Annotated in this window: 12 protein-coding genes; 5 read left to right on the forward strand and 7 right to left on the reverse strand. The window is 72.5% G+C overall.

Annotation, left to right across the window (positions count from 1 at the left end):
• Positions 1 to 102: 102 nt before the first annotated feature.
• Positions 103 to 483 (reverse strand): hypothetical protein, encoded by a 381-nt coding sequence (locus ACFVH0_RS34435; RefSeq protein ID WP_385826716.1) that lies wholly within the window; start codon positions 481 to 483, stop codon positions 103 to 105.
• An 81-nt stretch (positions 484 to 564) separates the two neighbouring features.
• Here ACFVH0_RS34435 and ACFVH0_RS34440 point away from each other — a divergent pair, with 81 nt between their 5' ends.
• Positions 565 to 2,784, forward strand: a complete 2,220-nt coding sequence (locus ACFVH0_RS34440) for a prolyl oligopeptidase family serine peptidase (RefSeq protein WP_385826718.1) — start codon at positions 565 to 567, stop codon at positions 2,782 to 2,784.
• Positions 2,785 to 2,820: 36 nt separating this feature from the next.
• Positions 2,821 to 3,273, forward strand: coding sequence for a Rieske (2Fe-2S) protein (locus ACFVH0_RS34445; RefSeq protein ID WP_385826720.1), 453 nt, complete (start codon positions 2,821 to 2,823; stop codon positions 3,271 to 3,273).
• Positions 3,274 to 3,292: 19 nt separating this feature from the next.
• Here the strand turns inward: ACFVH0_RS34445 and ACFVH0_RS34450 are convergent, their stop codons facing one another.
• Positions 3,293 to 3,871 (reverse strand): hypothetical protein, encoded by a 579-nt coding sequence (locus ACFVH0_RS34450; protein ID WP_385826722.1) that lies wholly within the window; start codon positions 3,869 to 3,871, stop codon positions 3,293 to 3,295.
• Positions 3,872 to 4,202: 331 nt separating this feature from the next.
• A complete protein-coding gene (locus tag ACFVH0_RS34455; protein ID WP_385826724.1) occupies positions 4,203 to 4,856 on the reverse strand; it encodes a cysteine hydrolase in 654 nt (217 codons plus the stop codon).
• 113 nt (positions 4,857 to 4,969) lie between these two features.
• Between ACFVH0_RS34455 and ACFVH0_RS34460 the strand changes: the two genes are divergently transcribed.
• A complete protein-coding gene (locus ACFVH0_RS34460) occupies positions 4,970 to 5,446 on the forward strand; it encodes a pyridoxamine 5'-phosphate oxidase family protein (protein WP_385826726.1) in 477 nt (158 codons plus the stop codon).
• Between the two features lie 10 nt (positions 5,447 to 5,456).
• Here the strand turns inward: ACFVH0_RS34460 and ACFVH0_RS34465 are convergent, their stop codons facing one another.
• Complete coding sequence (locus tag ACFVH0_RS34465; protein ID WP_385826727.1) at positions 5,457 to 6,365, reverse strand: LysR family transcriptional regulator; 909 nt, start codon at positions 6,363 to 6,365, stop codon at positions 5,457 to 5,459.
• Positions 6,366 to 6,439: 74 nt separating this feature from the next.
• Here ACFVH0_RS34465 and ACFVH0_RS34470 point away from each other — a divergent pair, with 74 nt between their 5' ends.
• Complete coding sequence (locus tag ACFVH0_RS34470) at positions 6,440 to 7,471, forward strand: DMT family transporter (RefSeq protein ID WP_385826729.1); 1,032 nt, start codon at positions 6,440 to 6,442, stop codon at positions 7,469 to 7,471.
• A gap of 66 nt (positions 7,472 to 7,537) precedes the next feature.
• On the opposite strand, the gene ACFVH0_RS34475 is transcribed toward ACFVH0_RS34470, so the two are convergent.
• Positions 7,538 to 8,869, reverse strand: a complete 1,332-nt coding sequence (locus tag ACFVH0_RS34475; RefSeq protein WP_385826731.1) for an aminotransferase class I/II-fold pyridoxal phosphate-dependent enzyme — start codon at positions 8,867 to 8,869, stop codon at positions 7,538 to 7,540.
• Between the two features lie 35 nt (positions 8,870 to 8,904).
• On the opposite strand from ACFVH0_RS34475, the gene ACFVH0_RS34480 reads away from it, so the two are divergent.
• Positions 8,905 to 9,600, forward strand: a complete 696-nt coding sequence (locus ACFVH0_RS34480) for a pyridoxamine 5'-phosphate oxidase family protein (RefSeq protein WP_385826733.1) — start codon at positions 8,905 to 8,907, stop codon at positions 9,598 to 9,600.
• 807 nt (positions 9,601 to 10,407) lie between these two features.
• On the opposite strand, the gene ACFVH0_RS34485 is transcribed toward ACFVH0_RS34480, so the two are convergent.
• The gene (locus ACFVH0_RS34485) at positions 10,408 to 11,436 is read right to left on the reverse strand and encodes a DMT family transporter (protein WP_385826735.1); all 1,029 of its coding nucleotides are present in this window, start codon (positions 11,434 to 11,436) and stop codon (positions 10,408 to 10,410) included.
• Positions 11,437 to 11,551: 115 nt separating this feature from the next.
• Complete coding sequence (locus ACFVH0_RS34490) at positions 11,552 to 12,121, reverse strand: Clp protease N-terminal domain-containing protein (protein ID WP_385826737.1); 570 nt, start codon at positions 12,119 to 12,121, stop codon at positions 11,552 to 11,554.
• Positions 12,122 to 12,213: the final 92 nt, after the last annotated feature.

Consider the following 12,213-nt stretch of genomic DNA (forward strand, 5'->3'; position numbering starts at 1 on the left):
CTCCGCCCGCACGTCCCCCCCTCCCTCTGAGCCCCGGGCCAGGGATCCGCACCGGCCCCCGTGGCGGTCCACGGGCGCCGGACCGGATCAGTGCGCCGGCCGCTACCGGCTCAGCTCCGCCAGAACCCTGCCGCGCAGCAGCTCGTACTCCTCACGCAGCCGCACGATCTCGGGCGGCCGTACGATCACCTCCCCGCCGACGACGATCTCCTCGGGGCGGAACTGCTCGCGGGTGAGATCGACTTCGACGCCCAGGCCCAGCCGGTTCCACCAGTGGTAGTCCATCCGCTCGCCGTCCACATGGACCTCGCCGCGGATCAGGTCGCCGCCCAGGAGGTCGTGCACCACGAGCGCGGTCACCCCGCACTGATCGCGCGCCGGATTGTCCGGCGTCCACTGCGCCCGGTGTGCCGGTGTCGTGGTGTCCGCGCCCCAACTCCTGCGAACGGCCTGCTCAAGGTCGCTGAAACTGCTCAGTGTCATACCGCTCAGCGTGGCAGACGCCTCTGACAGTCCCCCGCCCCTTCCTCCGCCACCGGAACAACCACCTGTCATGGTGTCGCCATGATTCCGACCAGCGATGCCACGACCGATGACACGACGACCGACACCCACCGGTTCCCGGAGCAGTTCGGGCGGACCCACCGGTTCTCGCTCGGGGTGCCCCGCGGCTTCACCGTCTCTCCGGACGGTGCACGGGTGCTCTTCCTGCGGTCCGCCTCCGGTACGGATCCGGTCAGCCGGCTCTGGCTGTACGAGGACGGTGCGGAGCGGTTGCTCGCCGATCCGCTCGGGGCCGGGTGCGGCGATGCGGCGGGCGGCCAGGTGCCGCCGGAGGAAATGGTCCGCCGCGAACGGGCGGGCGAGACCTCGTCGGGTGTGGTGTCGTACGCGACCGACGCACAGGTGCGGCTCGCCGCCTTCGCGCTCGACGGCGGGCTCTGGGTGGTGCGGACGGACGGGAGCCCTCCGCGCCGGATCCGGACTGCCGGTCCGGTGGTCGATCCCCGCCCCTCGCCGGACGGCACGCTGATCGCGTACGTGTCCGGCGGCGCGCTGCGGGTCGTCACCGCGGAAGGGGCGGACGACCGGGTGCTCGCCGCCCCGGACGGCGACCGGGTGACGTACGGGCTGTCCGACCATGTGTCGGCCGAGTCGATCGGCCGCCCCCGCGGCCACTGGTGGTCGCCGGGGAGCGATGCGCTGCTGGTGGGGCGGGTGGACACCTCGATGGTGCGGCGCCGGTACATCAGCGATCCGGCCCATCCGGAGCGGCCGCCGCGCGAGATGGCGTATCCGGCGGCGGGCACGGCGAATGCGGAAGTGTCGCTGCACCTGGTGCGGGTGTCCGGGGAGCGGCTCGCGGTCCGGCTGCCGCGCGAGGCGGACGTGGACCATCCCGGGGGCGTGTGGACGGACCGGTCGTTCGAGTACGTGGTGTCGGCGGCGTGGGACGGGCACGGGCCACTGGTCTGCGTACAGACGCGTGACCAGCGTTCGGCGTATGTGCTCGCGGTCGATCCCGCAACGGGCGGGGCGAGCGTCCTGAGCCGTGCCCACGACCGGGCGTGGGTCGCGCTGCGGCCCGGGACGCCGTTGCGGCTCCCGTCCGGCGCGCTCGTCGTTCCCGCGCGGCCGGGCGGCGACACCCAGGGGCTGGCGGTCGACGGCCTGGAGACGCCCGTGGGGCTGGAGGTCCGCGAGGTGGTCGGATCCAGCGGCGAGCGGGTGTACTTCACCGCGAGCGAGGAGCCGACCGAGGTTCATGTCTGGTCGTACGCGGCGACGGAACCCGTTGGGAGCACCGCCGTTCCCGTGCGCCTCAGCGAGGCCCCCGGCGTGCACACGGCCGCGGTCGGCGGCCCCACCGTGGTGCTGGACAGCAGGACCCCCGAGGGGCAGACGGTCACCGTGCTGCGGGACGGAGCCCCGGTGGGCCGGATCGCGGTACTCGCCGAGACTCCGCTCGTCGTCCCGAGGCCCGCGGCGCTGAGCCTCGGGAAGCGGGAGCTGCGCAGCCTGCTGTATCTGCCGTCGTGGCACCGGCCGGGCGACGGTCCGCTGCCCGTGCTGCTCAACCCGTACGCCGGCCACGGCATGCAGGTCGTCCTCAAGGTGCGCTCCTGGTGGGTCGCGGTCGCCCAGTGGTTCGCCGAGCAGGGTTTCGCGGTGCTGGTCACGGACGGCCGGGGCACTCCGGGACGTGGTGAGGCCTGGGAGAAGTCGGTGCACGGCGACCGGCTGACGGCCGTCCTCGACGACCAGATCGACGCGCTGCACGCGGCTGCCGCGCGGTGTTCCGCGCTGGACACCTCCCGGGTCGCCGTGCGCGGCTGGTCCTTCAGCGGGTATCTCGCCGCTGCCGCCGTGCTGCGGCACCCGGAGGTCTTCCACGCCGCGGTGGCCGGTGCCGCGCCGGCCGACCGGCGGCTCTACGACACCCATTGGGAGGAGCGCTTCCTGGGCCACCCGGATGTACTGCCGGACAACTACGAGCGCAACTCGCTGCTCTCGGAGGCGGCCGGGCTGACCCGCCCGCTCATGCTGGTGCACGGACTTGCCGATGACAACGTGGCCGTCGCCCACATGCTGCGGTTCTCCGCCGCGCTGCTGGCCGCGGGCCGGCCGCACACGGTGCTGCCGCTGTCCGGGGCCGGTCACCGGGTCGCGCGGTCGACGGCCGGCAACCTGTTGCTGCTGGAGCGGGACTTCCTCAAGAAGTCCCTGGGCGTTGAACACGGGGGCCCCGCCGCGCGTACCCCCGGTCGTACACCGAAGTCGTGAACACCGAAGCCTTGAACACATGGAAGGGAAGCCAGTATGAGCACAGCGCAGAACCACGAGGCCCGCCCGGGGCGGCGGGCCGTTGTCGCTGCGGTCGGGGCCGCCTCGGTGGCTGCCGTACTCACCGCCTGCGGCAACGAGAAGGACTCGGACGGTTCGGATGTGGTCGAGCCGGCCGCCAGCGGAACGGACGGCAGCGGCGCCGCGCTGACCCGGACGGCCGACATCCCCGAGGGCGGCGGCAAGGTCTTCGCCGACCGGGGTGTGGTGGTGACACAGCCGAAGGCCGGCGAGTTCAAGGCGTTCTCGTCGAAGTGCACCCATCAGGGATGCGTGGTGTCGCGCGTCTCCGGCGGCACCATCGACTGTCCCTGTCACGGCAGCAAGTTCGACGCGGCGACGGGCGCCGTGAAACACGGCCCCGCCACCGAGCCGCTGCCCGCCAGGACGATCACGGTCTCGGGCGGTGCGATCACGCTCGAACCCTGATCGCACCGCCCCGGTGGTGTCAGGTCTCCACCACCCGCTCCGGCCTGTCCCCGGCCGTCTCCGCCGGACCGTCGCTCATGCTCAGTTCGGGGGTCGGCCGCCGGAACCCCCGGGTGAGCCGGAGGAGATGGACGAATCCGAGGACGAGCCAGCACCCTCCGATGAGGATGGCCGTCGCACTGAGCTGCGTCAGCGGACAGATCGTCACGCAGGCACCGAGTGCCGGTGCGACGACGTGGCCGAGCACCTTGACGCCACCGGTGCCGCGGTTGCGTGCGAAGTAGATGATCACGCATGCGTTGACGGCGGTGAAGCCGAGGTGGGAGTACGCGGCGATGGCGGCGGCCGCCGGTATCGCGGCCGGGCTGCTGTCGGCGTTCCAGAGCGGCTCGGTGTACGACTTCGGCGGCTGCTGCCCGGGGTGGACCAGGCAGTGGGCGACGAGGAGCAGTACGAGGAACACGGCCAGGCCGGTCAGGAGCTTGTTGAGCCGGTCGGTCAGGGTCAGGCCGATGATGTCGACGAGCGTGGTCAGTCCGGCGTTGACGAGCATCCACGCCCGGACCGGGAACACCGGGAACTGCGCGTTGAGACACACCGACTGGCCGGGCCTGACGCCGGACCGGGCCGTGCTCCTCTACCGGCCCTTCATCGACACGTCCCTCGGGCTCTGCGCCCACGCCGTCTCGCTCAGCTCGCTCGACGCCGGGGGCCGGGCCAAGGACGACACCGCCTGGACCCGGGTCTACGCCCGGCTCCCGGAGGGCGACCACCCCACCACCCGCGCACACGCCGACGAGCTGGCCCGGGTGAGCCAGAAGGCGGTCCACGACACCGCCGTCGAGGCGATCCTGACCGCGGCCGAACGCGCCGCGACGGGTCGACCGTCCCCGGCGAAGGCGGAAGCCGGTGCGGACGGGGCCCCTCCGTCAGGAACGCGCACCGCGCGAGGTGCGGCTCAGCCAGCAGCCCAGCACCTCGTCGGTGGTGGTGACGGTGGCGACGAGGGCGAGCGTGTTGCGGATCATCGCGGGGGTGTAGTCGGCCGGCACTCCCGCGATGGCATCGGAGGGCACCACGGCCGTGTAGCCCAGATTCACCGCGTCGAACACGGCGTTGGGGATGGCCACATTGGCCGAGACCCCGGTGACGACGAGGGTCCGGCAGCCGAGGTTGCGCAGCAGCGCGTCCACATCGGTGCCGGCGATGGGCGAGAGGCCGTGCAGCCTGCGTACGACGAGGTCCTCGTCGGCCACTTCGATCGGCGCGGCGATCCGTACCGCCGTGGTGCCGCAGTGCTGCTGCACGGGCAGCCGGCCGGCGGCCCGGAAGAGCCGGGCGTTGCTGTTGGCTCCCCGCCCGTCGGGGCGGCGTTCGGCCACCGCGTGCAGCACCTGGACCCCGGCCTCGTGCGCGGCCGCGACCAGCCGGGCGACCCGGTGCAGGGCACCGGAGGACCGGGCCGCGTCGGCCAGTTCGGGCAGCGCGCTCCCCGGGCCCACGACCCCCTGCTGGCATTCGACCGTCAGAAGCACGGTGGTGGCCGGATCGAGCTGCTCGACGAGCTGATTCTTCGACGGCACGGCTGACCCTTTCTGCGGCGGACCGGGCGCGCGAGGTTAACCGCCATTGCGTGATGAGGGAAGAGGCCCCATGATCTCTGACACACAGTCAGACAATGGGAGGAGGCGCCCTCATGGCCGCCATACAGCGACGGGGCCGTCGGATCATGATGACGGACGCCGAACGCGACACCTATCTCACCGAACAGCGCACCTGCCGCGTGGCCACTGTGGCCGAGGACGGCCACCCGCATGTCGGCGCCCTCTGGTTCACCTGGGACGGCACGTCGCTCTGGCTGTACTCGATCACCCGCAGCCTGCGCTGGTCCCAGCTGCGCCACGACCCGAGGATCGCGGTGGTGGTGGACGACGGGGTGGAGTACGCGGATCTGCGCGGCATCGAACTATCCGGCGAGGCCGTCCCCGTCGGCGAGGCACCGCGCACCGGCGATTCCTGCCCCGAACTCGCCGTACCGGAAAGTCTGTTCGCGGCGAAATACTTCGGGATGGACACCATGCCGCACGACGGCCGGCACGCCTGGCTGCGGCTGACACCGCAGGCCATCGCCTCCTGGGACTTCCGGAAACTCGCGGCCCCGCCCATCACCTGAGAATCCTTGCCTACGGTGCGGCCAGCTCCCGCCCTGCCGTGCGCAGAGCCGTCACCGCCGCCCTGATCGAAGGGCGCCGGTCCGCGTCGGTACGCCAGACGGCGTGGACGTGACGCCGCATCCTCTGCCGTACGGGCACGAGCCGCACCCCGTCCGGTACCGGTCCGCGACCCAGCCGCGGCGCCACACAGACCCCCATCCCCGCAGCGATCAGGGCGAGTTGGGTGTGGTGCTCGCCCGCCAGATGCGCGATGCGCGGTTCGATGCCCTTCGAGCGGAGGGTGAACATGAGCCAGTCGTAGCAGAACTCGCCCTCGGGCCAGGACACCCAGTCGTCGTCCGCGAAGTCCTCCAGGTCCACCTCGTCCCGGTCGGCGAGCCGGTGGCCGGCCGGCATCGCGATGTCCGGTGCGTCGTCCAGGAGTTCGGCCTTGGCAAGGCCTGCGGGCACGGGCAGCCGCTTGTTGCTCCAGTCCAGCACCACCGCGAGGTCGATGTCGCCCCTGATCACCGCACGGATTCCGTCCTCGGGCTCCAGTTCCCGGGTACGTACGCGCAGTTCGGGGTGGTCCCCGCGCAGCGCGAGGAGCACCGCGGGGAAGAGCCCGCGCGCGGCGGTCGGAAAGGCGGAGAGCCGGATCTCGCCCACCGCCTCACCGCGCTGGGCCTCGATGTCGGACTGGGCCAGCTCGACCTGGGACAGGATCCGGGCCGCGTGGTCGGCGAGCAGCCGGCCGGCGTCGGTGAGCCGGACCCCGCGCCCGTTCTTGGCCAGGAGCTGCTGCCCCACTTCCCGCTCCAGCTTCGCCATCTGCTGGGAGACCGCCGAGGTGGTCACGTGCAGCCCCTCGGCGGCGCTGCGCACGGAGCCGTGCCGGGCCAGTGCGTCCAGGGTGCGCAGGCGCTCCAGATTCAACATGTAAGCAATGCTACGCAGACCTTCACACAGAGTCTCGCTTGTTCTACGCGATCCGCTTCGTCATCGTTGACCTCATGAGCGCCACTGCCACACCGAAGGCCATCTCTCCCGTCGCACCCGCCTCGGGTGCCCTGCCGGCGAGCGAGGGCTCCACCACGGACACCCCGGCGGTCGCGGCTCCGGGGGCCGCCGCCCGCCGCGCGCCGGACTGGCGGATCCGGTTCGGGGCGCTCTCACTCATCTGGGGCTTCAGCTTCCTCCTGATCAAGGTCGGCACCGAGGGGTACGTCCCGTTCCAGGTCACCCTGGGCCGTCTGCTGTCGGGTACGGCGGTGCTGGCAGTCGCGATGGTGGTACGCCGTGAGCGGCTGCCCCGTGGCGTCCGCACCTGGGGGCACCTGGCCGTCGCCGCGTTCTTCCTGAACGCGCTTCCGTTCTCGCTCTTCGCCTACGCCGAGCTGACGATTCCCTCGACGCTGGCCGGCATCTGCAACGCGACGTCGCCCCTGTGGGGCATGGCGCTGTCGCTCGTAGCGCTCTTTGAGGACCGGCCGACCCGTCGCCGGGTCGCCGGACTCGGGCTCGGCTTTCTCGGCGTACTGACCGTGCTCGGCGCCTGGCAGGGGTTCTCCGGGCTGGACTTCGGCGGCACGGCGATGGCCCTGCTCGCCTCCCTCAGCTATCCGATCGGCTGGATCTACGTCCGCAGGACGCTGGCGGGCAGCGGTTCGTCGACGCTGGCGCTCACCGGCAGCCAGCTGTTCCTGGGCACGGCGCAGATCGCCCTGGTGACCCCGCTGTTCACCTCGGCCCCCGATGGCTTCCCGCTGCTCCCGACCCTGGCCGTGGTCGCCCTCGGGGCGCTCGGCACCGGCCTCGCGGTCCTGTTGCAGTACGGCCTGGTGGCGGAGGTCGGGCCGACGACCGCGCAGATGGTCACGTACTTCATCCCGGTCATCGCCACCGCCGCCGGAGTGGCCGTGCTCGGCGAGCAGCTGAGCTGGAACACCCCGGTGGGGGCCCTCGTGGTCCTGGCGGGCGCCGCCCTCACCCAGAGCAGGGCCAAGGGCGTCCGGGCGACGGGCAGCGGGGCAACCAGCGACTGAGCCGGGGCCGGGACAGGTACGGGGGGCGAGACCGGACCGAGAAACGCCGGGGCCGAGACCCGACGATCACCCGTACGTCAGCGGCTTCACCGGCCCCGCCGCTGCCGCCACCGCATCCGCCAGCGGCTCGATCTCGTCCTCGGCGAGCGACGAGACGGTCAGCCGGATTCCCTGGGGCGCGGCCATCCGGAACCGCGCCCCGGGCGCCACGGCCCAGCCGGCGTGCAGCAACCTCGCCACGGCGCCGGTCTCGTCCCCGACCGGCACCCACACATTCATCCCGCTGCGTCCGTGGGCCGCCACGCCCCGCTCCGCCAGCGCCCGCACGAGGCCGTCCCGCCGCTTCGCGTACGCCCTCGCCACCTCTCCCGGATCCACGGCGCCCGAGGTCCACAGGTGCACCATGGCCCGTTGCAGGAGCCTGCTGACCCAGCCGGGGCCCAGCCGCTGCCGCCCCGCCACCCGGTCGACCGTGACCGGATCACCGGTCAGCAGGGCGACCCGCAGGTCCGGCCCGTACGCCTTGGCGACGGAACGGACGAAGGCCCAGCGGTCGGTGGCGCCCGCCAGCGGATGGAGCGGCAGATCGACGATGCCGTGTCCGTGGTCGTCCTCGATCAGGAGGACACCGCGGTGTCCGTCGAGGACTCCGCGCAGTTCGAAGGCGCGTCCGGCACCGATCGCCGCGCCGGTCGGATTCTGCGCGCGGTCGGTGACCACGAGCGCGCGGGCACCGGCGTTCAGCGCCTTCTCGACGGCATCGGGCACCGGCCCCTCGTCGTCGACCGCGACGGGCACCGGGCGCAGCCCCAGCGCCGGTACGAGATCCAGCATGCTGCCCCAGCCGGGGTCCTCGACGGCCACCGCGTCACCGGGTCTGAGGTGCGCGACGAGGATCCGCTCGATCGCGTCCAGCGATCCGGAGGTCGCGACCACGGGCCCGGCCGGCACCCCGTCGGCGTCCAGTGCGGCGCGGGCGAGCGCGGCGAACTCCGGGTCCACCGGCGCCTGTCCGTACATCCCGGGCTGCCGCTCGTACTCCGCGGCGACCGCCGCGAAGACGTCCCCGAGGGCGGGCAGGAGCACCGGGTCGGGGTTGCCCGCGCCCAGATCCCGCACGCCCGCCGGCGCCTCGACCCGGAGCGAACCACGCGCCGTGCTCGCGGGGCGCGGCCGCACTCTGCTGCCCCGGCGCCCGGCCGTCTCGATCACCCCGCGCTCGCGGAGCGTGCGGTAGGCAGCCGCGACCGTATTCGGATTCACCCCCAGCTGATCCGCCAACTCCCGCATCGGAGGCAGCACTTGGCCCGGTTCGAGCTCACCCGAGCCCACCCCGCGCTCCACGCTGGCGGCAATCTCCGATGCGCGCCGCCCGACAATCCGATACTCTCCTAGCACAAACTGGATTATGCACTAGTGCAATGGAGTATGCAATGTCGGACACCTCATCGCCGCAGCCCACACCCCCGGACACCGCAGCCGGCTACGAGCCGACCGGGCGCACCGTCCCGACCCGTTCCCGCGAACGGGCGTCCTACGACCGGGAGGTGGTCCACTCGATACTGGACGAGGCGTACCTCTGCCACCTCGGCTTCGTCCGTGACGGCGCACCTGTCGTGCTGCCGACGCTCTTCGGCCGGATCGGCGACCGGCTCTACGTGCACGGCTCGACGGGCTCCCGGCCGCTGCGCGAGGCGGGTCGCACCGATCCCGGTCTGCCCGTGTGCCTCACGGTGACGCATGTCGACGGGCTGGTGCTGGCCCGTTCCGCCTTCCACCACTCGATCAACTACCGCTCCGTGGTGGTCCATGGCGTCGCGCACACGGTCACCGACCCCGAGGAGCGGCGGACCGCCCTCGACGCCATCGTCGACCACGTGGTGCCGGGCCGTTCCGCCGATTCCCGGCCCGCCGACGAGAAGGAGCTGGCCGCGACCGCGGTGATCCGGCTGGACCTGCGGGAGGTGTCCGCCAAGATCCGTACGGGCGGCCCCAACGACGAACCCCGCGACCTCACGCTCCCCCACTGGGCAGGCGTCGTCCCGCTCGCCCACGGCTACGCGGCGCCGCTTCCCTCGGACGACCTCGACCCCGCCATCGGGGTGCCGGGCTACATCACCGAGCTGTGACGCACCACGGCCGGCGGGACAGCGCGGGCCGGCCCGGCCCGGAATCCGGCGGGGCCGACCTGTGAGGTCGAGACGTGCCGGAGCGCGCCGGTGAGCCCGGCGAGGTTCCGGCCGTCGAAGTGGTCGAAGAAGTGCCGCCGCACACCGACCGGAAACGCCGGCCGGGCCTTTCGAGACGGGCGAGGCCGGCGCCGGTCAGGGCGGCGTTCCACCCCCGCCCGTCCTGGGCGCACTTGGTGCGCCCGACCCAGCCGCGCTTCTCCGGGCGGGTGACGAAGCGGGCCATGCCGCTGAGGGAGATGTCGCGGGCGGCGGCGAGTTCGCTCATCCGCATCGCAGGCTCCAACGCCTCGGACAGGTGTATCGGGGCGTGTACCGGGCGAGCGGGAGCTCGGCCTCTCGCACGGTGTCGGCACCGACGGCGCGCGGCAGAGCCGGCATGACGCGGCTCGGCTCACGCGCACATGCCTCCCCGCCCGGAGTGAGGGGCTGCGGTGCCTGCCGGCCGGAGGCCATCCCCGCACCGCACCTCCTTGACGAATCAAGGGGCCCGGCCGGTCGCTACGCGTCCTGCACCGCGACCGCGGTCGACGGGATCGAGGACGGAAGGATCATCGGCCACCGGCCGGACACCGACTTCACGGCCTTCCGCCGGAAGCCGGCCGCGTAGCGACGGCAACGCACCCGCCTTCGGCCACCACGCAGCCGAGCGCCTCCCACCCGAAGAGCCCCGCTCGAAAAAGGCCACAACCAGGAGCCGGCACACACCGATCAGCACATGCCGCACAGGCGAAGGCCCACGCCACATCACATCGCGGCACGACCGGCGGACAGTTCCCCCTCGGCGGCGGCCCGGCCACCGCCCGGCCCTTCGGCAGCCCCCGCGCCCGATCCCGACGCGACGGGCCCCGAGGGTGTCCGCGGCGTCGAGGACTGAGCGATGAAGGCGCCGGTCAGCACCATGGCACCACCGATGAGCTGGGGCGCCGACAGGTGCTCGCCGAGCATCACCCAGGCGAGCACCGTGGCGATGACCGCCTCAAGGCAGGCGACGACGCCCGCCACCGCGGGAGAGAGCAGCCGCACCGAGATCACCCCGGTGATGTACGCGATCACGGTCGCGAGCAGCACGATCCAGACGAGCAGCAGCCAGGCCGGAACATCCGTGCCGTCCATGCCCGCCGTGCCGCCCAGCAGCGACCAGTCCATGCCCCAGGGCTGCGCGACCACGGTGAGGATGGCCGCGCCGATCAGCAGCCCGTAGGCGATCACACCGACCGGATGCGGCGGTTCGACGCCCTCCGCTCCGTCCGCACTCCCCTGGTCCGAGAGAACGAAGTAGCCGACCTGGCAACAGGCGGCACCGAGCGCCAGCAGCAGTCCGACCACGTCGAAGCTCAGCCCCGACCAGACCTCGACCACGCACGCCAGTCCGCCCACAGCGAGCACCACACCGACTGCGGCCCGCCGGGTGACCGGCCTGTGCTGGACGAACCGGACCCAGCCGAGTACGAGTGCGGGCGCCAGATACTCGACGAGAAGCGCGACCCCGACGGGGATCCGGGAGATCGCGGCGAAGTAGAAGGCCTGCACACCCGCGACGGCGAGCAGCCCGAAGCCGAGCAGCAGGACCGGCCGGCTGCGCACCAGGTCCCGGTGGCGCCAGGCCACCGGCAGCATGACCAGGGCCGCACCCGCCACGCGCAGCCACACCACATGGAGCGGATCGAGCCCCGCCTCGATCAGCGGCTTGGCCGCCACCCCTGAACCACCGAATGCGAACGCCGATGCCAGGGCTGGTCCCAGGCCGGCGCTTCTCCCCTGAGACGCGTGCATCGGCCCATCATGACAGCTGCGGTCAGGAGCGTCACCCCGGTGACCCCTGACATGCCCACCTCTGAATACACGGCTCCACACCGGCCGCCGCCACCGAACTCCCTGGCCCGGAGGGTCAGCCTCCGCACTCCGGCACGCCCTGCCCGGCAGCATCCGCGACCCGGGCGGCGAGCCGGTCCGCGTCGACCCCGCCCCGTACCAGTACCTCGACGGCCCGGCACTCGTGGTCGGTGGCCAGGGCCGCGAGCAGATCGAGCCCGCCGGCCCGTACTTCGCCGCGTGACTCCGCCCGTTCGAGCGCCCCGGCCATCGCCGAAGCAGCCGAGGGCGACCAGCCCTCCACCCCGATGTCCCGCATGACGGAACCCGGGTCCTGGAGAACCGGAACGGCGCCGGAATCCTCGACCGAGCCCTGCCAGCGGAGCCCGTATCCGATACTGCGCTGGACGAGGTAGCCGAGCACCCTGGCGAGCTGGGGTCCGCCCTCGAAGGCAGCCCGCACCGCGGGGTCCGATTCGATGAGGGAGTGCAGCAGATGCGCAGTGTCGATCTGCCGGTCACCGTCGCGCAGCGCACGCCTGCGGGCGCCCGTCACCACGGCGGCCAGCTCCACGGTGAGTCTGGCGTCGAGCTCGGCGCGGTTCGGTACGGGCTGTTGGGGAATCCGCGGCGTCCGGTTCTGCACACCTCTCACCCCATCAGCCCTGCGGCGCGAATACATCCCCGGAGGGGCCCATCCAGGCATCCCACGCAAGTTGGGCACACTCGAACGGATTC

It is taken from the genome of Streptomyces sp. NPDC127117 (genome assembly GCF_042677325.1).
Lineage (GTDB): Bacteria > Actinomycetota > Actinomycetes > Streptomycetales > Streptomycetaceae > Streptomyces.

What these genes read in the sequence shown, in the direction of transcription:
- ACFVH0_RS34480 (WP_385826733.1), top strand. Translation starts at nt 8,905, where the DNA reads ATGTCGGACACCTCATCGCCGCAGCCCACACCCCCGGACACCGCAGCC.
- ACFVH0_RS34460 (WP_385826726.1), top strand. Translation starts at nt 4,970, where the DNA reads ATGGCCGCCATACAGCGACGGGGCCGTCGGATCATGATGACGGACGCC.
- ACFVH0_RS34445 (WP_385826720.1), top strand. Translation starts at nt 2,821, where the DNA reads ATGAGCACAGCGCAGAACCACGAGGCCCGCCCGGGGCGGCGGGCCGTT.
- ACFVH0_RS34485 (WP_385826735.1), bottom strand. Translation starts at nt 11,436, where the DNA reads ATGCACGCGTCTCAGGGGAGAAGCGCCGGCCTGGGACCAGCCCTGGCA.
- ACFVH0_RS34440 (WP_385826718.1), top strand. Translation starts at nt 565, where the DNA reads ATGATTCCGACCAGCGATGCCACGACCGATGACACGACGACCGACACC.
- ACFVH0_RS34465 (WP_385826727.1), bottom strand. Translation starts at nt 6,365, where the DNA reads ATGTTGAATCTGGAGCGCCTGCGCACCCTGGACGCACTGGCCCGGCAC.
- ACFVH0_RS34470 (WP_385826729.1), top strand. Translation starts at nt 6,440, where the DNA reads ATGAGCGCCACTGCCACACCGAAGGCCATCTCTCCCGTCGCACCCGCC.
- ACFVH0_RS34435 (WP_385826716.1), bottom strand. Translation starts at nt 483, where the DNA reads ATGACACTGAGCAGTTTCAGCGACCTTGAGCAGGCCGTTCGCAGGAGT.